The organism is Rahnella sp. BIGb0603 (assembly GCF_024808755.1).
Taxonomy (GTDB): domain Bacteria; phylum Pseudomonadota; class Gammaproteobacteria; order Enterobacterales; family Enterobacteriaceae; genus Rahnella; species Rahnella contaminans.
The window spans coordinates 21,813-43,090 of record NZ_JANUEX010000002.1; the positions used below are offsets into that span (position 1 = coordinate 21,813).

General features: G+C 53.3%; 17 protein-coding genes. 8 read left to right on the forward strand and 9 right to left on the reverse strand.

Annotated elements, in window-relative coordinates; all coding sequences use genetic code 11:
* The first annotated feature begins 80 nt into the window (after window positions 1-80).
* The 4 genes from M2403_RS05330 (at window position 81) to dsrB (ending at window position 2,602) form a co-directional block, all read left to right on the forward strand.
* Window positions 81-419 carry a hypothetical protein gene (locus M2403_RS05330; protein WP_152326032.1) on the forward strand — a complete coding sequence of 113 codons (339 nt, stop codon included), beginning with the start codon at window positions 81-83 and terminating at the stop codon, window positions 417-419.
* A gap of 152 nt (window positions 420-571) precedes the next feature.
* Window positions 572-1,447, forward strand: a complete 876-nt coding sequence (locus tag M2403_RS05335) for an ion transporter (protein ID WP_152326033.1) — start codon at window positions 572-574, stop codon at window positions 1,445-1,447.
* Between the two features lie 298 nt (window positions 1,448-1,745).
* The gene (cspE, locus tag M2403_RS05340) at window positions 1,746-1,955 is read left to right on the forward strand and encodes a transcription antiterminator/RNA stability regulator CspE (RefSeq protein WP_013575246.1); all 210 of its coding nucleotides are present in this window, start codon (window positions 1,746-1,748) and stop codon (window positions 1,953-1,955) included.
* A gap of 449 nt (window positions 1,956-2,404) precedes the next feature.
* Entirely contained in the window at window positions 2,405-2,602 is a 198-nt protein-coding gene (gene dsrB / locus M2403_RS05345; RefSeq protein WP_015697634.1) for a protein DsrB, read from the forward strand.
* Between the two features lie 97 nt (window positions 2,603-2,699).
* Here dsrB and M2403_RS05350 read toward each other — a convergent pair whose 3' ends face one another.
* The 5 genes from M2403_RS05350 to M2403_RS05370 all read right to left on the reverse strand — a co-directional run bounded on the left by M2403_RS05350 (window position 2,700) and on the right by M2403_RS05370 (window position 10,041).
* Window positions 2,700-4,400, reverse strand: a complete 1,701-nt coding sequence (locus M2403_RS05350; protein WP_152326034.1) for a methyl-accepting chemotaxis protein — start codon at window positions 4,398-4,400, stop codon at window positions 2,700-2,702.
* Window positions 4,401-4,645: 245 nt separating this feature from the next.
* Window positions 4,646-5,260, reverse strand: coding sequence for a transcriptional regulator RcsA (gene rcsA / locus M2403_RS05355; protein WP_152326035.1), 615 nt, complete (start codon window positions 5,258-5,260; stop codon window positions 4,646-4,648).
* A gap of 390 nt (window positions 5,261-5,650) precedes the next feature.
* Entirely contained in the window at window positions 5,651-6,841 is a 1,191-nt protein-coding gene (locus tag M2403_RS05360) for a glycoside hydrolase family 88 protein (protein WP_259228676.1), read from the reverse strand.
* 22 nt (window positions 6,842-6,863) lie between these two features.
* Window positions 6,864-8,150: an oligosaccharide MFS transporter gene (locus tag M2403_RS05365; protein WP_152326037.1), complete on the reverse strand. Its 1,287-nt coding sequence runs from the start codon at window positions 8,148-8,150 to the stop codon at window positions 6,864-6,866.
* A 52-nt stretch (window positions 8,151-8,202) separates the two neighbouring features.
* Entirely contained in the window at window positions 8,203-10,041 is a 1,839-nt protein-coding gene (locus tag M2403_RS05370; protein WP_259228677.1) for a DUF2264 domain-containing protein, read from the reverse strand.
* A gap of 265 nt (window positions 10,042-10,306) precedes the next feature.
* On the opposite strand from M2403_RS05370, the gene M2403_RS05375 reads away from it, so the two are divergent.
* Window positions 10,307-11,158, forward strand: a complete 852-nt coding sequence (locus M2403_RS05375) for an AraC family transcriptional regulator (protein ID WP_165057271.1) — start codon at window positions 10,307-10,309, stop codon at window positions 11,156-11,158.
* A gap of 16 nt (window positions 11,159-11,174) precedes the next feature.
* Here the strand turns inward: M2403_RS05375 and M2403_RS05380 are convergent, their stop codons facing one another.
* Both M2403_RS05380 and M2403_RS05385 read right to left on the reverse strand, forming a co-directional pair.
* A complete protein-coding gene (locus tag M2403_RS05380; protein ID WP_259228678.1) occupies window positions 11,175-12,599 on the reverse strand; it encodes a pyridoxal-dependent decarboxylase in 1,425 nt (474 codons plus the stop codon).
* 91 nt (window positions 12,600-12,690) lie between these two features.
* Window positions 12,691-14,091 (reverse strand): CoA transferase, encoded by a 1,401-nt coding sequence (locus M2403_RS05385; RefSeq protein ID WP_259228679.1) that lies wholly within the window; start codon window positions 14,089-14,091, stop codon window positions 12,691-12,693.
* A gap of 399 nt (window positions 14,092-14,490) precedes the next feature.
* On the opposite strand from M2403_RS05385, the gene M2403_RS05390 reads away from it, so the two are divergent.
* A complete protein-coding gene (locus M2403_RS05390) occupies window positions 14,491-16,149 on the forward strand; it encodes a glucan biosynthesis protein D (RefSeq protein ID WP_152326041.1) in 1,659 nt (552 codons plus the stop codon).
* A gap of 281 nt (window positions 16,150-16,430) precedes the next feature.
* Here the strand turns inward: M2403_RS05390 and M2403_RS05395 are convergent, their stop codons facing one another.
* On the reverse strand, window positions 16,431-16,613 hold the full coding sequence (locus M2403_RS05395; RefSeq protein ID WP_152326042.1) for a hypothetical protein: 183 nt from the start codon (window positions 16,611-16,613) through the stop codon (window positions 16,431-16,433).
* A gap of 381 nt (window positions 16,614-16,994) precedes the next feature.
* On the opposite strand from M2403_RS05395, the gene M2403_RS05400 reads away from it, so the two are divergent.
* Window positions 16,995-18,092 (forward strand): glycerol dehydrogenase, encoded by a 1,098-nt coding sequence (locus tag M2403_RS05400; protein ID WP_259228680.1) that lies wholly within the window; start codon window positions 16,995-16,997, stop codon window positions 18,090-18,092.
* Window positions 18,093-18,149: 57 nt separating this feature from the next.
* On the opposite strand, the gene M2403_RS05405 is transcribed toward M2403_RS05400, so the two are convergent.
* Complete coding sequence (locus tag M2403_RS05405) at window positions 18,150-19,436, reverse strand: DUF445 domain-containing protein (protein WP_152326044.1); 1,287 nt, start codon at window positions 19,434-19,436, stop codon at window positions 18,150-18,152.
* A 172-nt stretch (window positions 19,437-19,608) separates the two neighbouring features.
* Between M2403_RS05405 and M2403_RS05410 the strand changes: the two genes are divergently transcribed.
* Complete coding sequence (locus M2403_RS05410) at window positions 19,609-21,267, forward strand: multidrug ABC transporter permease/ATP-binding protein (RefSeq protein WP_152326045.1); 1,659 nt, start codon at window positions 19,609-19,611, stop codon at window positions 21,265-21,267.
* Window positions 21,268-21,278: the final 11 nt, after the last annotated feature.

The following is a 21,278-nucleotide window of genomic DNA, read 5'->3' on the forward strand; positions in this document are numbered from 1 at the left end:
ACTCTTTACGCATTTCTGTGGCTTCTCGGCTTGTAAGCGCGGTGGTATCCTGCTGCCTTTCGCCGGGCGAAGGAAAACCAGTGGCTAAGAGTTTTGATGAACTCATCAGAGACATGGATCTGATGATTGAACATGTGGACAGGCTGAAAAACTTGCCACCACGGGCAGCTCAACCAACAGCTGCTGACAAACCTGCGTACGACTCTTTCGGTGAAATTTTCGCCCTGAAAGCCGTGATGCGGGCTTTTATCTCTTCAGTCGACACCATTGTTAAAGTGCAGATTGCGAAGAAAGTTGAGCAGGATATCGGCCATCTGGAGAGCACGGTGCGGTCCATTGGCGGCGGCAGCGCTGACGCCGAAGACGTCGCGCAGATTACGGCTTACGTCCGCAATGCTGTCTCTGAGCTGATGGATTAATATTCCACCAGCACATCACGTTTCAACAAACGCCGGTCACACCACGTCTTACAAGACATTGTGTGACCGGCGTTTTTTTTGGCGTCAGCTGCGATAGGCGGCGCAGCAAAAAGCGTTTATTCTTCAGGATATCTTTATTGCGGGTGCTGACTATGTCACAGGACTTTCGTTTTCTGGCTTCCCCACGGCGCAGATGTTACGCGCTTTTATTTGAGCACCGCACACGCAGTGGCCGCCGGATGGAGACGTTCTGGATTGTGGCGTCACTGCTCAGCGTGTTTATTCTTTTCTTCGAATCCAGCGCCACCGATTTATTTCCCGACACGCCGGATATTCTCTGGCGGTTCGGTCTGGCCGAAGCGGCCTTTACTGCGCTGTTTACCGTGGAATACCTACTGCGGGTGTTTTCATCCCCGCGCAAAACGCGTTATCCGCTGAGCTTTTTCGGCATTATCGATCTGCTGACCATCTTGCCGATGTACATCATCTGGCTGATCCCGTCCTTTGGCACTGCCACGGATCTGATTGTGCTGATACGGTTGCTGAGGATTCTACGCGTTCTGCGGGTGCTGAAACTGCTGCGATATATGAGCGACGCCGGGATTTTGTGGCGCAGCCTGATGCGGGCGAAACGCAAACTGGGCATCTTTTTTGGCTTTGTGGCGATCATCTTGTGTTTATTTGGCGGGCTGATGTTTGCCGCAGAAGGCGGGAAGGACGGATTTACCTCGCTCGGCGCGTCCGTTTACTGGGCGGTAGTGACGCTGACCACGGTGGGATATGGCGATATTACGCCGCATACGGCGATCGGCAGAATGCTGGCGTCTGTACTCATCCTGCTGGGCTATTCCATTATTGCCGTGCCGACCGGGATTTTAACGGCTTATATGTCACAAGAGTTGGATAAAGGGCGTGCCGCCCGTTCTTGTCAGACTTGTCTGCATTCCGGCCATGAAATTGACGCGAAATTTTGTGCGCACTGTGGCGCGGTTCTGTCCTCGGAAACTTCTCAACCTATTGAAAAATAGCCCGTTAATTGTACGCAAATTGTACTACATGGTACATAAACTGGCTAATTTCGGACTTTACTCGCGCATTGCATTAAAAAGAGTTGCTATTAAAGGGCAGTCATGAGTAAATACATACCGGCCTGTGGTACAGACCTATTTATGCACGACATCCTGAGTAAAGTTGTTCCAATTTAAAGCGTTATCCATGATAACCCTGCTCTGACGAATTTCCTTCTTAGTGCCTCCATAAGTAACGACTGAAATCCGGCTATAACATGCCCATGGTGGCGAAATTTATTTTTAAAAGGTAATTCCTATGTCAATGATGAAAGGTCAGGTTAAGTGGTTTAACGAGTCTAAAGGCTTTGGCTTCATCACTCCTGCTGACGGCAGCAAAGATGTGTTCGTACACTTCTCCGCTATCCAGGATCAAGGTTTCAAGACCCTGGCTGAAGGCCAGAACGTACAGTTCACTATCGAGAACGGTGCTAAAGGTCCGTCTGCGGCTAACGTTACCGCTATCTAATCTTGCTTTCTCGCTGTTTCAGCGATAATTGCAAAGATGACAAAAACCCGCATGCGCGGGTTTTTTTACGTCTGTTGTTTGTGAAAGGTTGTTTGTGAAAGGTTGTTTGTGAATAACTATAGTTTGTGAATATCCGTTCTGAAGCCCGCCATAACTCCCCGCATCATCCCCATCTCGATAAAATTCCCTGAATGGCAGGCAAAAAAATGCCCGCATAGAGGCGGGCAAAAATATTTCTTATGACATTCATTATGTACTCCCTCGGGGGTGAGCACGCAGGCAGTATAAAAGAAGTGAAAGTCAGGATTCTGGCATCAAAATGTTAAGAAAATGCAAATTAGTAACGCAGGGTCATTTTCTGATTTTCAGCCCGACTTTCAGCTTGCGCGGTGCCTTTGTGGGGCGGTCTGTACTACAATAAAGATAATTGAAAACCATGGGATAACCTGATGAAAGTTAATGATCTTGTGACAGTGAAAACCGACGGCGGCCCGCGTCGTGAAGGGAAAGTGTTAGCCGTAGAGGAATTTTACGAAGGCGTCATGTATCTGGTGTCGCTGGAAGATTATCCGGCAGGGATATGGTTCTTCAATGAAGGCGATACCAAAGACGGCACGTTCGTTGAACCGCGCGAAGGTTCTGAGTAAATCGCATACCCGCACAAATCCTGAATAAAAAAATACCGGTAGTCAATGTACCGGTATTTTTTTGTCTTCAAACCGGGTTAACCGGCGTGATAACACATCAGAACGTTTCCCAGTTTGGCTCTTCGTTCACATTTTTAGACGCGCGGGCAGAAGGGGATGTGAGTGCGCGCGTGGGTGGCTGGCGCTTTGCAGAAGAATTTTGTGCATGCGCGTCGAGGCGGAACACTGCAACAGCCTGCGTCAGACGTGCGGCCTGTTCTTCCAGTGAGGCCGCGGCAGCCGAGGCTTCCTGCACCAGCGAGGCGTTCTGCTGGGTCACGCCGTCCATTTCTGAAACTGCCTGGCTTACCTGGCTGATCCCGCGGCTTTGTTCATCAGACGCCGATGCAATTTCGCCCATAATATCTGTCACATGGCTAACGGCTGTCACGATTTCTGACATCGTATCCCCGGCGTCGCCCACCAGAATGCAGCCTTCACCGACGTAATCTACCGATTCTTCAATCAGCACTTCGATTTCTTTGGCGGCCTGTGCGCTGCGCTGCGCGAGATTGCGCACTTCGCTGGCGACGACGGCAAACCCGCGGCCCTGTTCGCCCGCACGGGCGGCTTCGACGGCGGCGTTAAGCGCCAGAATGTTGGTCTGGAACGCAATGCTGTTGATGACGTTGGTAATTTCAGCGATTTTAGAGGAGCTGCGCGAAATTTTATCCATAGTCGTCACCACGTCTGCCACAATATCGCCGCCTTTCTGCGCTTTGTTCGAGGCATCCGCGGCCAGTTTGCTGGCGTGATGGGCGTTCTCGGAGTTCTGTTTTACCGTTGCGGTCAGTTGTTCCATGCTGGCAGCGGTTTCTTCCAGCGCGGCGGCCTGCTGTTCGGTACGGGAAGAAAGGTCGGTATTTCCCGACGCAATTTCCGTAGAACCCTGATAAATCGACACCGCGCCTTCGCGCACGGTTCTGACCGTTGAAGACAGCGAGCTTTGCATCTGCTCGACATTACTGCTCAGCACGCCAATTTCATTGCGGCCATAGCTTTCTGCCGGTTGGGTCAGATCGCCTTCAGAGATTTTCTGAATACGCGTCACCAGACGGTTCAGCGGATTGATAATGACTTTGCGCATCACCAGATAAGTGATGAACGTCAGCACCAGCGCAATCACAAACCCTCCGCTCATCAGCATATAGCCGAGTACCGCATTGCGCTGCGCCTTGTCATTAATCGCATTAGCCGTTTCGGTACGGTACGCAATCGCCGCCAGCAGCGGAACGTTGTTGGCCAGATCCAGCCCGCGTACGGTTTCCGCTTCCTGTGAAATCACTTCTTCGAAATGCGCCTGCTGCGCGGATTCCAGCATCGGCGCCATGCCTTTGGTCAGATAGGCGGTGTAGGCTTTTTTCAGTGGTTCATCCAGCGCCAGATCTTTGTCTGTTTTATTCGGGCGGTTGATATAACTGTCAAAACTCGACTGCGATTGTTTAATCCGGCTGGCCGCATCCGTCAGGTTTTGTTTGAAGACGTCCTGATCGCCGATCCGCGCCGCGGCTGCCGCCTGAATCAGCAACAGTCTTGCGGTGCGCAAATGATTAGAACTGTTCGACAGCGCCAGACGGATTTGCAATTCCTGCGTGGCATTCGCCAGCGCTGCATTACTTTGTTTTAAAAAGAAACTGGATGACCCGATGGACAGGGCGAACAGAAAGAGGATCCCGGTGAGAATCAGACTAATCAGGGTGATAAGTCGGATATTACTGATAAAAGAGGTGCGCGTTGTAGAGAATGTAGGAGTATCCATTTTATTTTGTTCCGCTCAATTGATCCTGCATACCGCCTGTTCCCGGCGGTGATAAACAGCGATAAAGGCATTGCCAGCGGGGCAAGTCCGGCCGTGACGAAAAGAAAACGCCATATAAAGGACATCGGCATTTCGCCGCAGGGATTCAATTTATATATGAGAGCTGGATCGCATTTTAGGGTTTATGTGGGGCGCTACAGGCGAAGTGCGCGCTCAGCCTGTAGCGAAAACCAGAGGTGGGAGTATCAAATCGCGTAGATGCCGTTATTGAGCTGGTCGCACAAACGGACGACGTGATAAATAATGTGTTTGTTCGGTGATTTAATCTTCCTTTTAATATTTCCTTTGTATGAAGACACCGTTTTGGTTTTGATTTGTAGTTTATCGGATATTTCAATGGTCCCGTCGCCTGACATCCACATTTTCAACATTGCGGATTCAGAGCGGCTGAGCATGACCGGCCGGATATCCAGCACGGCACAGCTGGCCGGGTTTTGCGCCTGAGGCAATGACGGGTGATTTAACAGCTGTTTGAGCGTTTCCGCCTTAATGGATTTCGAGGTGATAATGACGTTCTTACGAACGAAAATATATTCTTCAAAATGAATACGCGTGCGTGACATAAAGATAAAAAACAACGTATCAGGGTATTCGGCGATCAGTGCACCCAGCCGTTCTTTGCTGTCCGGATGCGAAGACATGCAATCCTCATTAATGAATACCACGGAGGGATTGAGTTTTGCACATCCCGCCTGAAGCTGATCGAAGCGATCAACGTCAGTGATCTCCCGTTCGCTGGTGAGAAATTGTTGCAGGCCGAGTCGGGTATACCGGCATGGATCCAAGATTATCGTTTGCATAGTAAGTCCTCATAGGACGTCTTTGTTCTGCATAATGATTGGACGCGATAGGGTCAGCACAAATTTTTCATACAGCGTGCTGAATCTACTTTTTGCATGAAAAACGTCAGTGTGGAAGTCTTATTTTTTGAGGACTAACGGGGAGATGCGCTTAGATTAATTTGATTTATGTCACGTTTGATTTTGATACTGATCAAAATTTTAACGTAAATTAAGACTATTCCTAATGGATGTAATGACATACAAGAAGTGTTTGTTTACAGGGGTGTTACCGTAACACGAGGGAACTGTTCGCAGTAAAATGATGAGGCACATTATCCTTTAAAATAATTCACGAATGAAAAATGGCAACAAAACCAGACGCAGCGTGTAAACACTGCGTCTGAAAACTCACCAGTAGGATTGCCAGCACTGCGTCAGGCGTGCCAGCGCCTCAACGTAAAAGTAATCACCCCAGCTGCAACATTCATCCACGCCTTTTCTGCTGCCCATATGATAGACAGAATGCTTAAGCAATCCGTCACAATCTTCCTGATTCCCCGCCAGATAACGCTCTGTCAGCGAATCCATGATGCGCAGCGCCATCTCTTCATAATGAGCGCGCTTATCGTCGGTGGCGGGCAGGGCGATGGCCAGTTCCAGCAATCCGCAAACCGCAATCGCCGCCGCCGAACTGTCACGCACCGCATCGGTGCCGAGCAACGCCAGATCCCAGTGACACACATCGTCTTCCGGTAAGCGATTGAGGAAGTAATGCGCGAGACGGCGTGACAGCTCGACCTGCTCCGCATCGCCGGTGTAACGGTAGCTGAGCAGGAATCCGTAAATCCCCCACGCCTGACCGCGCGACCAGCAGGAATCGTCGGAATAACCCTGATGTGTATTGCCGAAACGCGGCTCGCCGGTCACCGTGTCCATGTAAAACGTGTGATACGTCGAGGCATCCGGGCGAACGATATACTTCGCCGCCTGTTCCGCATGCGCCCGCGCGGCCTCGGCAAAGCGTAGTTCGCCGGTTTGTTCACTGGCCCAGTACAGCAGCGGCAGATTCATATTGCAGTCAATAATCATGCGCCCGGCTTGTTCCGGATCGTTCAAATCTCCCCAGGCCTGAATGATTTTGGCTCTTGTGTTGAAACGCTCCATCAGCGCTTCGGCGGCCAGCAGCGCAAAACCGCGCGCCTGACGGTTACCGGTCAGCTTAAAGGCGCTCACGCACGAGAGGCTGTAAAGAAAACCGAGATCGTGCGTCGCGGTATCAATCCGGTTGGCGATACGGTTGCCGAAAGAGGTCACCTGTTTTTCGGCCGCTGAACGATAACGGTCATCGCCGGTCATTTCCCACGCCAGCCACAGCTGTCCGGTCCAGAAACTGGTGGTCCATTCCACATTGCCGGTCAGCGGATAATGACCTTTCTCGCAGTTTTCCGCCGGGAATTTATCGCCGAATTTATCCAGATTGCGCGAGATTTTGCTCAGCACAGTCTCGCGGGCGCGCTGCATTTTTTGCGCGAAAGCAATCCGGTCCAGCTGGTTAAGTTCTACAGGGCGTAACTTTTCATTAGCGATGTTCAGTGTCATCAGTTCTTCCTTTTTAATGTGTTCAGCGTTTTAACGGTGCCAGTTCAGGGCTGTTTTCACGTGTTTCAGCGGGGGCCGGTGAGCCGTTACGCAGGCTCTGGCAGGCGGATAACGTAAAGGCGGAGATCAGCGTAAAGCACAGCGCAATACCGCCCATAAACAGATAAGTGTGTTCAAATCCGATGCGGTCGTAGAAATATCCTGCAGGCGGGGCGACGACGATGGAACCGACGTAAATCATCGCCTGGTAGCCGAGCAGGTACATGGTGGCGTTCACGCGTTTGCTGAAATGCTCTGCGATGTATTTGAACACCGACACCAGCAGCAGCGCGATTTCCAGCCCGTAGAAGGGTTTGATAATGGAAATCAGCAGCGGATCGCTGGTCAGCCCGGACGCAAGCAGGCGCAGCCCGACAAGTCCGCCGACCAGCAGCAGGCTCTTTTTGGCACCGAAATAGTTCACCAGTAACGGGATCACCATCATCATCAGAAACTCAAGACCGGACTGCACGGTGCTCAGATAGCCGTACCATGCGTTGCCTTGCTCTTTGGTATCGAAGAAGGTGACGAAGTAGCGCGAGAACTGCTGTTCGGCGACAAACATCATCCACGCGACACCGGCGACATACAGCGAGAACATCCAGAACTTGCGGTTTTTAAGCAGTAAAATCACATCGCTGAACATGATTTTTTGCTGGGAAATCACATCGTTGTCTTTGAGTTCTTCATCACCAATTTTCAGTGACAGCAGCACCGCCAGCATCACGAGCGATGTCGCGCTGCTCAGGCCAAAATTCCAGGCCGGGGACAAATTAAACAGCACGCCGGAAAACGACGCAGCCAGCGCCCAGCCAAGTGAGCCCCACATACGTACCTGGCCGAATTCCATGTGATACAGGCGGCTGAAGCGGTCGGCGTAGGATTCCGACGCCGCCACACCGGCGTACCAGCCCAGGCTCAGATACAGCGCGCCGACGATAATCCCGGTCATCAGATGGCTGTCGAGCAGCGGCTGATACACGAAGATAAAGAAGGGCGCCATCAGGGCGGAGATCAGCACAACAAAATAGAGCAGGGATTTGCTCATGCCGATCTTATCCATGATGTAGCCGTAGACCGGTTTCATGATCACCGCGAACACGCCGTTGACCGCGAAGACCGTGCCGATGGTGACGCTGTCCAGCCCGGCTTTCTGACCGAGCCACAAGGCGTATAGACCGAAGCTGGAAGACCAGGTGAAGAAGTAGAGAAATAAAAAGCCACTCATTTTGTAATACGCCGGTTTACTGGCGGTTTTTATCGCTTTCATAATGACTCCTGAAGACTGAACTGGCAGCCCTGACGGTATAGCGCGGTGGCTCTTAACGCAGCGTGATTTGCCCGCTGTGCCCCTGATAGTGCCAGCGTAATTGCTGCCCCTCGCGGATCACTTCCGGTACACCTTGCGCGCAGATATCCTGTGTGGCGGAGGCACAAACGGCGGTGATCAGCCAGTGTGAACCGGCGGGAAGTGCGCCGGTCAGCACCGGAACGGAGGCAGTTTCGGCAAACATAATGCTGCTGTTCGGCGGAGTGATAACGGTGGCGGCGTCGCGCGGTGTGGCCTCGTCGAGACACACAATCCGGCTGACGCCGTTGCATGCGCTGACGGTGACGGCACGTTGGTCCGCTGTCATCTCTGTGCGCGTTGCCGTTTCCTGAATCACCGCGAAACCGCCTTCCGCCGAGGTCAGTGGCCGCCGGTTTTCGATATGGTGAACGCGCAGATGCCAGTCGCCGCAGGGGATCAGCCAGGTGCACACCGTGACGTCGTGCCACGGCAGCCAGCGGGAATAAATCATCGATTCTGTGATGTGTGTTTCTGCGCAGTCGCGGCGTCCGCGGTAATAACCGTCGTCTTCCGAGAACATCAGCATCGAATCACAACCGGCGTGATTCAGCCCGTAGCGGCCACGGTCGAGGGTGAAACCAAACTGGCTGGAATAGGCGAACTTGGTGTATTTGGCTTCGGTATTAACGAAATTATTCAGTTCGATTTGCCCGGACGTGAGCATCACCACGTGCTGGCCCTGTGCGTCGCGCGTCAGGATCTGGCTGGCGTGCGCAATACAGTGTGTGGCCGGAATGTCGGGCAGCGGCGCTTCTTCTGCCTGCCAGAATGCATCGTCCTGCGGCAAGGCCAGTACCAGAAACAGTTTGCAGGCCCAGTAGGGAGAACCCGGCGCGTTATAGTCTTCGGCCATCACCAGATTTGGCGTGTGATAGCCAATGCTCAGCACGCCGTCACGGTCAAAAATAGGCTCTTTCAGCCAGTGCCGCAGATGGCGCAAAATCACCCCTTTCACGATGCCCGGTGTGAACACGTCCAGTTTGCTGTAGGCGGCAGCGCTCCAGAAAGCGGCTTCGGCAAACCGATAAGTCAGGCTGCGGCCAAACGGCACGGCGGCACCGCTGGCGGAAAACATCGTGATGAAATCCTGAGCAAATTGCCGTGCGCGTTCCCTGAGCACGGCGGCGCGCGGGGCATCCACGTCGGCCATATTCTGTGCGTAAATCAGACCGTAATAATGAAAGGCCATCGAAATATAGTAATCACGCGGGCGTCCCGGTCCGTCGGAATACCATCCGTCGCCGAGGTAATAGGTTTCCATCAGCGCAAAACGTGCAGCCACGGCGGATTTATCCCACGGCATTCCGGCCTGCCTGAAGCCCATCTGCACCATGATCGGGAAAAAATTCCAGTTGTTATTAGGAATAACGGCGTCGCGTCCCTGATTCAGCCAGTCAGCCAGATTTTGCTGTTCCTGCGCAGAGAAATGGGTCAGCAGGCGCTTATCCATCAGGGCCAGCCCGACGCCAAACGCCGCCATTTCTACGCAACGCTGGTCGCAATCGCGGATTTCTCCCCAGTATTGCGGATGCTGCGGATCGGTACCGAAGCGGATCGCATTAATGTAAAACGGCAAATCCGGGCATTCACCGCCACCGGCCAGCAGCGGGAAAATCCCCCACAGCATGCGTGAAAGTGCTTCCATTTTGGCAATCTCTTTACCGTAATGCGTGGTGGTATTGCCGAGGTCGATTCCACTTTTGCCTTCTTCGGTGTAGGGCGAAACGGCGGACAGCAGATCGTTTAGCAGGTGTTGTACATCGCCGCGGGTACGCAGCGGATTGCCGGTATTTATTTTTTTCAGCGTCATAAAGGGACTCCCGGTGACGTGATGGGTACCAGAAAATAAGGGTTTATTAATTTGAAATATTATTTCAGTTCTTTGTGTCGCGAATGAAATATAGAGAACTGGCGATCTCTGATTGTTACCTGCTTCACAGAATGCGGTGATTTTTGAAATTGTGATTATTAAATTGGCGGTAAAACGGCTTAAATTATAAAAAGCTGACTGAAAATTGTGTTTTGTTGTCCTGGATAAAAAAGACGCAGAAATACACTAAGAGGAACCCGCCATAATGCCGGCATCAGATTATCTCGAACGTATTGCCCTTAACGAACGTCAGGTTTCGTTTAACCGGATGAACCGCGGCAGTGCCAATTATTTTCACTGGCATCAGTGTCTGGAATTACTTTTTGTCAGTCAGGGCTATGGCATTGTGATTGTCGATAACCAGCAATACACGCTGCGGCCAGGCCGGATGTTTGTCTTCCCGCCTTTTAAATTGCACAAAGTGTTTGTCGAAGCCGATGAGAAAAATGCCTATCTGCGTACGACCATTCATCTCGATCATCAGTTGCTGGACGGCTGTCTGCAATCTTTCCCGCAGCGTCGCCGGCGATTTGCCAGTTTGTGGGATGCTGACCGTGCTGCGCATATTTTTGACCTGAGCGCCCACGCCAGCCATATCGAACTCATTCTGGAAAAGTTTAATCAATTGCCGGAACCGCAGGCGGATCAGTGGGAAGAAATCGCCATGCTTATCCTGCAACTGATGGTGTTTATGCCCGAGGAAGACGGGCAGCCGAAAACTATCAGCCGGACAACGGCCTCCAAAGTCATGCAGTGGATCGAAGAAAACTACGTGCAGAAGTTTGCGCTGGCCGATCTTTCGGCTGCACTGGGGCTTTCAGAAAGTTATCTGTCGCGGGTCTTCGGACAGGAAACGGGCGGCTCGATTCAGGATTATCTGGCCACGCGGCGGGTAAAACGTGCCTGTGAACTGCTGCGCTCAACCGACCGTTCGGTCGAAGCGATCGGGCTGCAATGCGGCTTTTCAGATGCACCGTATTTCATCACCCGGTTCAAGAAAATGATCGGAAAAACGCCGCTGCAATATCGCAAGGCGGCATTTTCACTCTTGTCATAAGACGGTCAGGAACGCCTCAAACCTCTGCGCGGCAGGCTTTCAGGGAATCCAGTGCCAGACGAATATCCGATTCACGGGTCATCCAGTTTACCAGCGCAGCGCGCATGCCAGGCTTTCCATTAAGTGACGTGGCGGTACAGCGTACCACGCCCGCATTATCCAGTAATTTCAGAAACTGATTACGCTGCTCAAGGGCCCGCGGTGTACTGTCAGTGGTATCCAGCGCGAAGCACACCACATTCAGATTCACGGGTGCGAGCAGGGTAAATCCGGGCGTGTTTGTCAGCTGCTCACCGAGCAGTCTGGCCAGCGCGACATTACGATCCACGACTTCTGCCAGACCGTCACGACCATAGGCTTTCAGCGCCATCCAGACCGGCAGCGCACGAAAACGCCGTGAGTTTTCGGGTGTCAGATGCAGATAATTGTCAGGGCGGACAGCAGGCAGCGCCAGATAGGGCGAATGATTCTGGAACACCTGAACCTGAAGAGCCAGGTGCTTTTGCTGCGTGAACTGAAGCGCGCTGTCATAGGGAACGTTCAGCCATTTATGCGCATCAATGGTCACTGAATCGGCCTGCTCCCAGCCTGCAAGCAGCGGCGCATAACGCTTTGATGCCGCCGCCACGCCGCCAAATGCGGCATCCACATGCAGCCAGAAATCGTATTTTTCACGCAATTTCAGCAGCGCAGGCAAATCATCAAACGCCACGGTGTTTACCGTCCCTGCGCTGGCGAGCACCATCGTCGGCACCGAAGGGGCGCTTAACAGTATTTGCTCCAGTGCAGCGGGATCGATAGCTTCGGTGCCCGGTAATGTGGCGACGCTAACCAGCGCATCGCGACCCAGACCCAGCATACTCAGGGCTTTCACACTGCTGGAATGGGCAGAAGCAGAAAGCACCCGCACCGGGCCGAGCGCAGCCAAACCCTGCTGTGCGACATCAATTCCCCGCTGTTCGCCGAGCCACTGACGGGCAATCGCCATGCTGACAAAGTTTGCCATCGTCGCGCCACTGACAAACGTACCGCACAGCGACTCCGGAAGACCGAACAGTTGTTTCAGTTGTGCAACGGTTGCCAGTTCAATGGCCGGAGCAATGGTGTCGAAATTCAGTTGCGCATTCTGATCCACCGTGCTGACCAGCCAGTCAGCGGCCAGTGCTGCGGGCGTGCCGCCGCCGGTCACAAAACCGAAATAACGCGGGCCCGCACTGGCAGACATTCCGCTGGCGTACCGGTTCCAGAAATGCGTCAGCGCGGCCTGCGCGCCGATGCCACTTTCCGGTAACCGGTCGTCTTCATCTTGCAGATTTTGCGCGCTGGCGGGCGGGCAGGTGGAACGCTCCGGCAGCGTTTCGAGGAAAGAAACCGCCGTGTCGCAGGCCTGACGCAGGATTTCAGGCAGGGTATCCAGATCGTGCTGAAGCAGTGGGTGCATAGAATTCCGTTATCGCTCAAAAGATTGTAAAGGTTGATTAACTTACCTGATCAGTCACAAGCAACAAACTGACATATTTTCATTTCTAAATTCATTTTTCCTGCGGGTCTGACTGCCAGCTGGCTGCACCTGAACCGAGCGGCGACGCCGGTAAATGCCAGTACATTGTCGTGTTTTCCAGCCAGACGGGCGCAAGTAAACGCCGGGCATTTCCCCAGACTGTGATTTCCGCTTGTGCTGAGAAGTCTGTTTGTTCTGCGGATCCAATCAGCGGTTCGTGTTGGGGCGCGGATGCACCACCGGCCATAAGTTCTGAGGCAGTACGTGCCAGTGACAGACGGGTTTCGCTGCCCTGACCGGTTTCCACACGCTGTGCTAAACCTTGCAACACCGCTGCTGCCATCAGATATCCGGTGGAATGATCGAGCGCCTGTACCGGCAGCGGCACCGGTTTGTTGCTGCCTGAAAGTGCCATTCCCTGTTGGGCAATACCGCAACTCATCTGCACCAGACTGTCGAAACCGCGCCGCTCTCGCCAGGGACCGCTCCACCCGTAGGCATTGAGGCAAACATCCACCAGACCCGGCGCCATGGCACGACGCTGCTCGCTGCCATAGCCGAGTTTATGCAGCGCACCGGCACGATAGCCGTGCACGACCACATCTGCATCACGCAATAATTCCTCGAAACGATGCCTGTCCTGAGGGTTATGCAGGTTCAGCCGCGCACAGTGTTTCCCCAACGTGACATCGGCTTCCTGACTGGTTTCATCCCAGCCGTAAGGATCGATACGCAACACATCGGCGCCCAGTCCGGCCAGAAAACGCGTGGCGACGGGCCCGGCAATAATCCGTGTCAGGTCGAGAATTCTTATACCAGCCAGCGGCTTTTCGCGAGATAACGCCCATTGAGGAATTGCTGCTGGCGACGTCAATGCGCGTTGAAATAACGGCTCATTGTGCAGGGATTTACCCTGCATATGCTGCTGCCACTCATCCGGTCTGAGCATCTGCGCGGCGCATCCCCCCGCCTGTACCACCGCCTGCTCCAGTTCTGCCTTTTTCCAGGTCATCACCTGCTGTGCAAGAATTTCGCGACTTACCGCTTTTCCAAACAGGGATTCCACCACTTTGCGGTGCGCAGGTGCATTGGTATGCAGACGGATCCAGCCATCGGCCGTGGCGTAGTCGCCTGCCAGACTGTCCCACGCCGGCGGGATTTCCCAACCTTCTGGTTTAATACTCGTTTTGCACCAAAGCGACGCCAGCCGCCGGTTAACGGTAACCGTTTCATACTCGCCATGTTTTATCGCCAGTAATCGCGACAAAGTCATTCCGGCTAGCGCCACTGACGCGGTGATTAGCGGTGTGACCGGATAATAGGAAGGCAAATTCCCTGCACCCTCAATATGAAGCGGGCAGGGAAGTGAAATCCCGCCGGTGAGCTGAACGAAAAGTGCCCGTGCTTTCTGCTGGATAGGATCATCTGACATGCGTTAACTCCGGTGTGAGGCATCAAAGCTTCACAAATTTATAACATCTCTGAGGCAATGTAGGAAATCGATGAGTGACACTGTCACGCAGTGCTGTGCAACTTACTGGTAACAGAATGCTCCTAAAGTCCGCTCAGCGTTAGCCACGCCATCAGGGGAACCATTACCGCGCAATCCCTTCTTTCCAAAAAACCTCTCAGCCCCTGTCACGCGGGGAATGAGCGCAGTCATATGCGTTGACTTTTTCAAGTAAAATATTAGCTGAATGCTTTCAATTTCTGGTACTCGGCTTGTGAATTTTACGTTAGCCTTGGGGTCGAAAATTTTGAATACGCGGGGACTGCGTTTTTGTGACGTAGTCCCCAGATTTTTTTGCCCAGTACAGGAAACGATTCTGGCATGGAACGAAGAGCATTTATTAAAGCATCAATGGCATTCGCCGCCTGGTGTGGTGTGCCGGCTATGTCCACACTGTTCACCCGTTCCGCAGAAGCGGCAGAGGCGAATGTGGCAGACGGCGGCGAATTGCCGTTTGATTTCAATGCGCTGAAGAAAATGGCGAAAGATCTCGCGGATAAGCCCTATGGTGGCGCGCCGCAACCTTTGCCTAAAACGCTGGCTGAACTGACGCCGCAGGCTTACAACGCCATTCAGTACGATCACGCGCATTCCCTGTGGAATGGCCTGCCGGACCGCCAGCTTGACGTCGAATTATTCCACGTCGGCATGGGGTTCCGCCGCCGTGTGCGCATGTACTCTGTCGATCCGGTGAAACATCTTGCGCGCGAAATTCATTTCCGCCCGGAGTTGTTCAATTATCACGACGCCGGTGTTGATACCAAACAGCTGGAAGGCTTCTCGAATCTCGGGTTCGCCGGTTTCAAAGTCAACAAAGCCCCGGAACTGACGCGCCGCGACGTGGTGTCATTCCTGGGTGCCAGCTACTTCCGTGCGGTAGACGACACTTATCAGTACGGCCTGTCAGCGCGCGGCGTGGCGGTGGATACCTTCACCGACCAGCCGGAAGAGTTCCCGGATTTCACCGCTTTCTGGTTTGATACGCCGAAACCCGGCGATACCACCTTTACTGTGTATGCGCTGCTGGACGGCATGAGCATTACCGGTGCCTATAAATTCGTGATCCACTGCGAACCGACCCGCGTCGTGATGGAAATCGAAAACCACCTCCATGCCCGTGAGGACATCAAACAGCTGGGTATCTCTCCGATGACCAGCATGTTCAGCTGTGGCACCAACGAACGTGGGCGCTGCGACACGATTCATCCGCAGATCCACGACTCTGACCGCCTGCAAATGTGGACCGGCACCGGCGAATGGATTTGCCGTCCGCTGAATAACCCGCAGCGTCTGCAATTTAACGCCTACAGCGATAACAATCCGAAAGGATTTGGCCTGTTGCAGCTCGACCATGAGTTCAATAATTATCAGGACGTGATTGGCTGGTATAACAAACGACCGAGCCTGTGGGTGGAACCGGTCGGAAACTGGGGGAAAGGGGCCGTCAATCTGATGGAAATCCCGACCACCGGCGAAACGCTCGATAACGTCGTTTGCTTCTGGCAGCCGGAAACCCCGGTGAAGGCCGGTTCTGAATTCAATTTCAGCTACAAACTTTACTGGAGTGGCGAGCCACCGCACCGCAGCCCGATGGCTAACGTACTGGCGACCCGCACCGGTATGGGCGGTTTCCCTGAAGGCTGGGCACCGGGCGAGAATTATCCGCAAGTCTGGGCGCGTCGTTTCGCCATTGATTTTGTCGGCGGCGAGCTGAAAGCCTTTGCCGATAAAGGCATCGAGCCGGTGATTAACGTCTCGGCGGGTAAGATCAAAAACATCGAAATTTTGTATGTGCAACCGTTCGACGGTTACCGGATCCTGTTCGACTGGTATCCGGACAGCGATTCCGTCGCGCCGGTTGAACTGCGCATGTTCCTGCGTTCCGGCCAGAAAGCGTTGTCGGAAACCTGGCTGTATCAGTATTTCCCGCCAGCGCCGGATAAACGCAAATATATCGATGACCGTCAGATGACGAAATAATCTTCTTCGTCCTTCAGGCCGCAGGGGTGTCGGCTGCCGTCGTTCACCCGAATCACTGACGTATATCAGCTCACTCGCTTGCCGCCTGCCTGCCACTTGAAGGATTTTGAGGATCGAAAGATCAAAAAACAAAAAGCCCCGATTCGTCGGGGCTTTTGCTTTCTTACTTTTCTGTTTATCTGTCATTTGCAGGTGAACCAGACACAGGAACTTGCAAAATACTTCAAAGGGTAAAGCAAGGGTAACGCACGGTACTCAACTGCTGAAGGCCAAGATGGCAATCAAAACGCCTTCACCAGCATTCCGTTTTGCGGTTGTTGCTGAGGATTTTTCAGCGCCGCGTCGAAGGATCTCTCGATCTCTTTCAACTGTTGTAAGAATTCTTGTGGCGAGAAATCGTGTGATTTGCCGCTCATGTAGGCCAGGGCCAGTTCTTTGGCGTTGTAACGTTGGAAGTTATACATGCTGTCAGTTCCTTATTAATCAAAAAAATATTAACGGGATGGCGAACAGCGAGCTGGCTTATAACCACTGCTTACGACGTGCTGCCAATGCAATGCATTCTACGGAAAAGATTGATAAGTGAAAGTTGGTGTTGTTTATGCATTCAATAGTTAAAACCTAACTTAGTTAGGATTTTTGATTGCCTATCTGAATAGTCATTTCTGGTGATTAATTCATCGGATGGCTATCTTGCGTGGCGAAAGGTTCAACCTTATGAAAGATAAAATTTCTTTGCGAGTCATGCTGTTAATGTGAATTAAAAGGGTTGGGCTTTACAACCTGCTGGGGTACCCTCAGGGAAGTTATCCACGGATCATTATCAACGAAAAGAGGTTTTTATCATGAGTAAATTTATCTTCTCTTCGCCAGGAAAATACGTTCAGGGCAGCGGTGTTCTGGATGAGTTGGGTGATTATCTGCCTGCGTTAGGCGGAAAATCATTTCTGATAGCTGATGATGTCGTTTGGGGAATTATCGGCGATCGCGTGAAATCGTCGCTTAAAAAAGCCCAGGTTGAATTCCATTTCGAACGTTTTAACGGTGAAGCCTCTGCCAGCGAGATTACCCGTCTGGCGGAAATTGCCCGTAAGGCTGGAACACACGTCGTGGTCGGTCTCGGCGGGGGTAAAACGCTCGATACCGTCAAAGCCATTGCCGATGAACTGAAACAGAATGTGGTAATTGTGCCGACCGTGGCGTCTACGGATGCGCCGTGCAGTGCGCTGTCGGTGATTTATTCTGACAACGGCGTTTTTGAATCCTACCGTTTCTACCACAAAAACCCGGATCTGGTGCTGGTCGATACCCACGTTTGCGCACAGGCACCGGTTCGTCTGTTTGCTTCCGGCATTGCCGACGGTCTGGCGACCTTTGTGGAAGCGCAGGCGGTGCTGCGTTCTCATTCGCAATCCATGGTCGGCGGTGACCCGACAATTGCCGGTATGGCGATTGCCGAAGCCTGTGAGAAAACGCTGCTGACGTACGGTTACAGCGCGTACACGGCGGTTGAGCAGAAACTGGTGACACCGGCCGTGGAAGCCGTCGTGGAAGCCAACACGCTGCTTTCCGGTCTCGGTTTTGAAAACGCCGGTCTGGCAGGTGCGCACGCCATCCATAACGGCTTCACGGCGATTTCCGGTGACATTCACCACCTGACGCACGGTGAAAAGGTGGCGTATGGCACGCTGACACAGATGGTGCTTGAGCAGCGTCCGGACGAAGAAATCGCGCGGTATGTGCGTTTCTACCGTTCCATCAAAATGCCGACCACGCTTAAAGAGATGCATCTGGAAAACGAATCGTTCGCCAGTCTGGTGAAAATCGGTGCGCTGGCAGGCGGCGAGGGCGATACCCTCGGCAACCTTAACCGCAACTTGTCTGCCGAAGATGTCGCGAATGCGATTCTGGCCGTCGACGCGTTCAGTAAAACCGTGAAATAAGGTTACGCAAAGTAAAAAGGCCGGTTATCCGGCCTTTTTTACGCGCTGATTTTGACCCTAAATCCGCGCCATCACCCACGGGATTGCCACCGGCAGCTGCGACAGCAGATACAACGCCAGCCCGATAAACGCACCGACCAGCGTGCCGTTGATGCGGATAAACTGTAAATCCTTCCCGATATTGAGCTCGATTTGCCGCGACATATCCCGCGGATCCCAGCCTTTTACCGTGTCGCTGATGTGACGTGTCAGGAATTGCGCGAAGTCCGGTGCCATTTTCTCTGCGATGGTTTCCATTTGCTGATTCAGCGAAGAGCGCAATTTCTCGTCCTGCGCCAGCGCGTTTCCCAGCCACTGGCCGGATTCAGTGACTTTCGCAAATACCCGCGAATCTTCGCTTTCCAGATCTTCTTTCAGCCAGTTACGCATGTCGCCCCACAACTGCAACACGTAAACATTCAGCTTCTCGTCATCTTTCAGATACTGCTTAATCTCTTCGGCTTTCTGCGCGGTTTCCGGGTCGTTTTGCAGCTTCCAGATAAAGTTCTGTACCGAACGGTCGAAGCCTTTGCGGAAAGCATGGGTTTTGTCATTGCCCATATCATCGAGCACCGAATTCACCGCGTTCGACACCAGATCGGCACCGTTTCGCCCCAGCCAGCCGGTGGGCAGAAGTTTGGCGGTCAGCGGATGTTCGCGTTTCATCCAGCCGACAATTTGCGCGGAAATAAACTGCCGCGTGCTGTCTTTTGCCAGCAGGATTTCCAGCTGATCCATCGCCTGATCCAGCAGTTGCTGATGGCGGCCGCCTTTGGTCAGGCTTTCCAGCAGTGTGGCAACCGACGCGGACAGGTCAATTTTATCAATGACGCGGTAAAGCGCGCGGCGGATAAGTTGCGCGATGCGCTGATCGTCCGTGACATCGAGAAAACCGCGGATCATCTTCACCGCGTATTTCGCGAAACGCTGTGCGTTGTCCGGGGCGTTCAGCCAGTCCGTGAGCATCCGCGCCGGATCGTGCTGGCGGATAAGATTGATGAGCGTCGCGGGCGCAAGGAATTTTTCCTGCACAAACACCGCCAGATTGTCGGCAATTTTGTCTTTGTTCCTGGGAATAATGGCCGTGTGTGACGCCACAAACGGCACCGGCACGCGGCGAAACAGGGCCACCACGGCGAACCAGTCCGCCATTGCACCGACCATCGCGGCTTCGGAAATGGCTTTCAGGCCGGAAACCCAGAAGTTAGGCGGCAGGAAAAGGGTGATGACAAACAGGGCGGCGGCAATCAGCAGCAGCCCGAGCGCGTTACGTTTACTTCGGCGAAGTTCTTGTTCTTTATCCATTAGCTCAGTTTAGGAAGCGTCAGGCAGGCTGTCAGCTTTTTTCTTGTCTGCGGCTTTTATTTCGGAATGAAGCCGGAACCGCGCCTAAAATGAGAATTGTTCTTGATATGACAAGGTGTGTCATTAAACTGCGTGCAGCATTATTCCCCTGCATTCAGAATGAGACCAATTCATGGAGTTGTTACGCGTTGTATTTAAACAATATCGCTGGCCGTTTTTAGGCGTAATGGCGCTGAGTCTGCTCAGCGCCGTACTGGGCATCGGCCTGATCGCGTTCATCAATCTTAAATTGATTGAAACTACGCAGGGTTCCCTGATGGTTTTGCCGCAGTTTCTCGGATTATTACTGCTGCTGATGGCTGTTACCCTCGGCTCTCAGCTGGCGCTCACCGTGCTCGGGCACCACTTTATCTACCGCCTGCGCGGGCAATTCATCAAACGTATTCTGGATACGGACATCGAACGCATCGAGCAAATCGGTAATGCGCAACTGCTCGCCAGCCTCGGCAGCGACATCCGCAATATCACGCTGGCCTTCGTGCGTTTACCGGAACTGGTGCAGGGCATCATTCTGACCATCGGCTGTGCGGGCTATCTGGCCTGGCTTTCCCCGGAAATGCTGCTGGTCACCGTTATCTGGCTGCTGATCACCATTTTCGGTGGTTTCAAACTGGTCTCACACGTTTACCGCCATTTGGCGAAAGTGCGTGATGCCGAAGACAAGCTGCAAACGGATTACCAGAAAGTGATTGAAGGGCGCAAAGAGCTGGCGCTGAACCGCGAACGTGCGCGCCATCTGTTTGATGACGTCTACCGCAAGGACGCCGAAGAATACCGCCATCATATTATCCGCGCCGATACCTTCCATCTCAGCGCCGTGAACTGGTCGAATATTATGATGCTGGGCGCGATTGGCCTGGTGTTTTTCATGGCGAACACGCTCGGCTGGTCGAATACGGACGTCGCTGCGACCTATTCGCTGACGCTGCTGTTTCTGCGTACGCCGATGTTGCAGGCCGTGGGCGCATTGCCGACGCTGCTCAGCGCGCAGGTGGCTTTTGGCAAACTGAAAGCGCTGAAACTGGCCGAACACCATGACGCATTCACGCCTGCGGTTGCTGCGAAAAACTGGCAGACGCTGGAGTTGCGTGACCTGACGTTCAGCTATGCCGGAAAAGAAGAAGGGGCGGGTTTTGGTATCGGGCCGCTGAACCTCCGGATTTCCCGTGGCGAGCTGGTCTTCCTGATTGGCGGTAACGGCAGCGGAAAATCCACCCTGGCGATGTTGCTGACCGGGCTGTATCAGCCGCGCTCCGGGCAAATCCTGCTGGACGGTGTGCCGGTCACGGCGGAAAACGCCGAACAGTATCGCCAGCTTTTCTCGGCGGTCTTTACCGATTTCCACCTGTTCGGCCAGCTTATCGGCCCGGAGGGCAAACAGCCGGATCCGCTGCTGGTGGAAGACTGGCTGCAACGCCTGAATATGAAAGAAAAACTTCAGTTCACCGGCAACGAAGTGACCAACCTTCAGCTTTCCGCCGGACAGCGAAAACGCGTGGCCTTACTGCTGGCGGCGGCCGAAGGGCGCGACTTCCTGCTGCTCGACGAATGGGCGGCAGATCAGGATCCGCAATTCCGCCGGACGTTCTACCGCGAACTGCTGCCACAATTGCGCGATATGGGCAAAACCGTGCTGGCAATCAGCCACGATGACCACTATTTTGAACACGCCGATCGTTTGCTGGAAATGCGTCAGGGCAAACTGAAAGAACTGCACGGGCAGGAGCGCGCCGACGCCAGCCGTGATGCAGTCGCACAAATCGGTCTTTAACCGTTTATAAA

Excerpts from the sequence above, each read along its gene's own strand:
- M2403_RS05335 (WP_152326033.1), top strand. The coding sequence starts at position 572 with ATGTCACAGGACTTTCGTTTTCTGGCTTCCCCACGGCGCAGATGTTAC.
- cspE (WP_013575246.1), top strand. The coding sequence starts at position 1,746 with ATGTCAATGATGAAAGGTCAGGTTAAGTGGTTTAACGAGTCTAAAGGC.
- dsrB (WP_015697634.1), top strand. The coding sequence starts at position 2,405 with ATGAAAGTTAATGATCTTGTGACAGTGAAAACCGACGGCGGCCCGCGT.
- M2403_RS05350 (WP_152326034.1), bottom strand. The coding sequence starts at position 4,400 with ATGGATACTCCTACATTCTCTACAACGCGCACCTCTTTTATCAGTAAT.
- rcsA (WP_152326035.1), bottom strand. The coding sequence starts at position 5,260 with ATGCAAACGATAATCTTGGATCCATGCCGGTATACCCGACTCGGCCTG.
- M2403_RS05360 (WP_259228676.1), bottom strand. The coding sequence starts at position 6,841 with ATGACACTGAACATCGCTAATGAAAAGTTACGCCCTGTAGAACTTAAC.
- M2403_RS05365 (WP_152326037.1), bottom strand. The coding sequence starts at position 8,150 with ATGAAAGCGATAAAAACCGCCAGTAAACCGGCGTATTACAAAATGAGT.
- M2403_RS05370 (WP_259228677.1), bottom strand. The coding sequence starts at position 10,041 with ATGACGCTGAAAAAAATAAATACCGGCAATCCGCTGCGTACCCGCGGC.
- M2403_RS05375 (WP_165057271.1), top strand. The coding sequence starts at position 10,307 with ATGCCGGCATCAGATTATCTCGAACGTATTGCCCTTAACGAACGTCAG.
- M2403_RS05380 (WP_259228678.1), bottom strand. The coding sequence starts at position 12,599 with ATGCACCCACTGCTTCAGCACGATCTGGATACCCTGCCTGAAATCCTG.
- M2403_RS05385 (WP_259228679.1), bottom strand. The coding sequence starts at position 14,091 with ATGTCAGATGATCCTATCCAGCAGAAAGCACGGGCACTTTTCGTTCAG.
- M2403_RS05390 (WP_152326041.1), top strand. The coding sequence starts at position 14,491 with ATGGAACGAAGAGCATTTATTAAAGCATCAATGGCATTCGCCGCCTGG.
- M2403_RS05395 (WP_152326042.1), bottom strand. The coding sequence starts at position 16,613 with ATGTATAACTTCCAACGTTACAACGCCAAAGAACTGGCCCTGGCCTAC.
- M2403_RS05400 (WP_259228680.1), top strand. The coding sequence starts at position 16,995 with ATGAGTAAATTTATCTTCTCTTCGCCAGGAAAATACGTTCAGGGCAGC.
- M2403_RS05405 (WP_152326044.1), bottom strand. The coding sequence starts at position 19,436 with ATGGATAAAGAACAAGAACTTCGCCGAAGTAAACGTAACGCGCTCGGG.
- M2403_RS05410 (WP_152326045.1), top strand. The coding sequence starts at position 19,609 with ATGGAGTTGTTACGCGTTGTATTTAAACAATATCGCTGGCCGTTTTTA.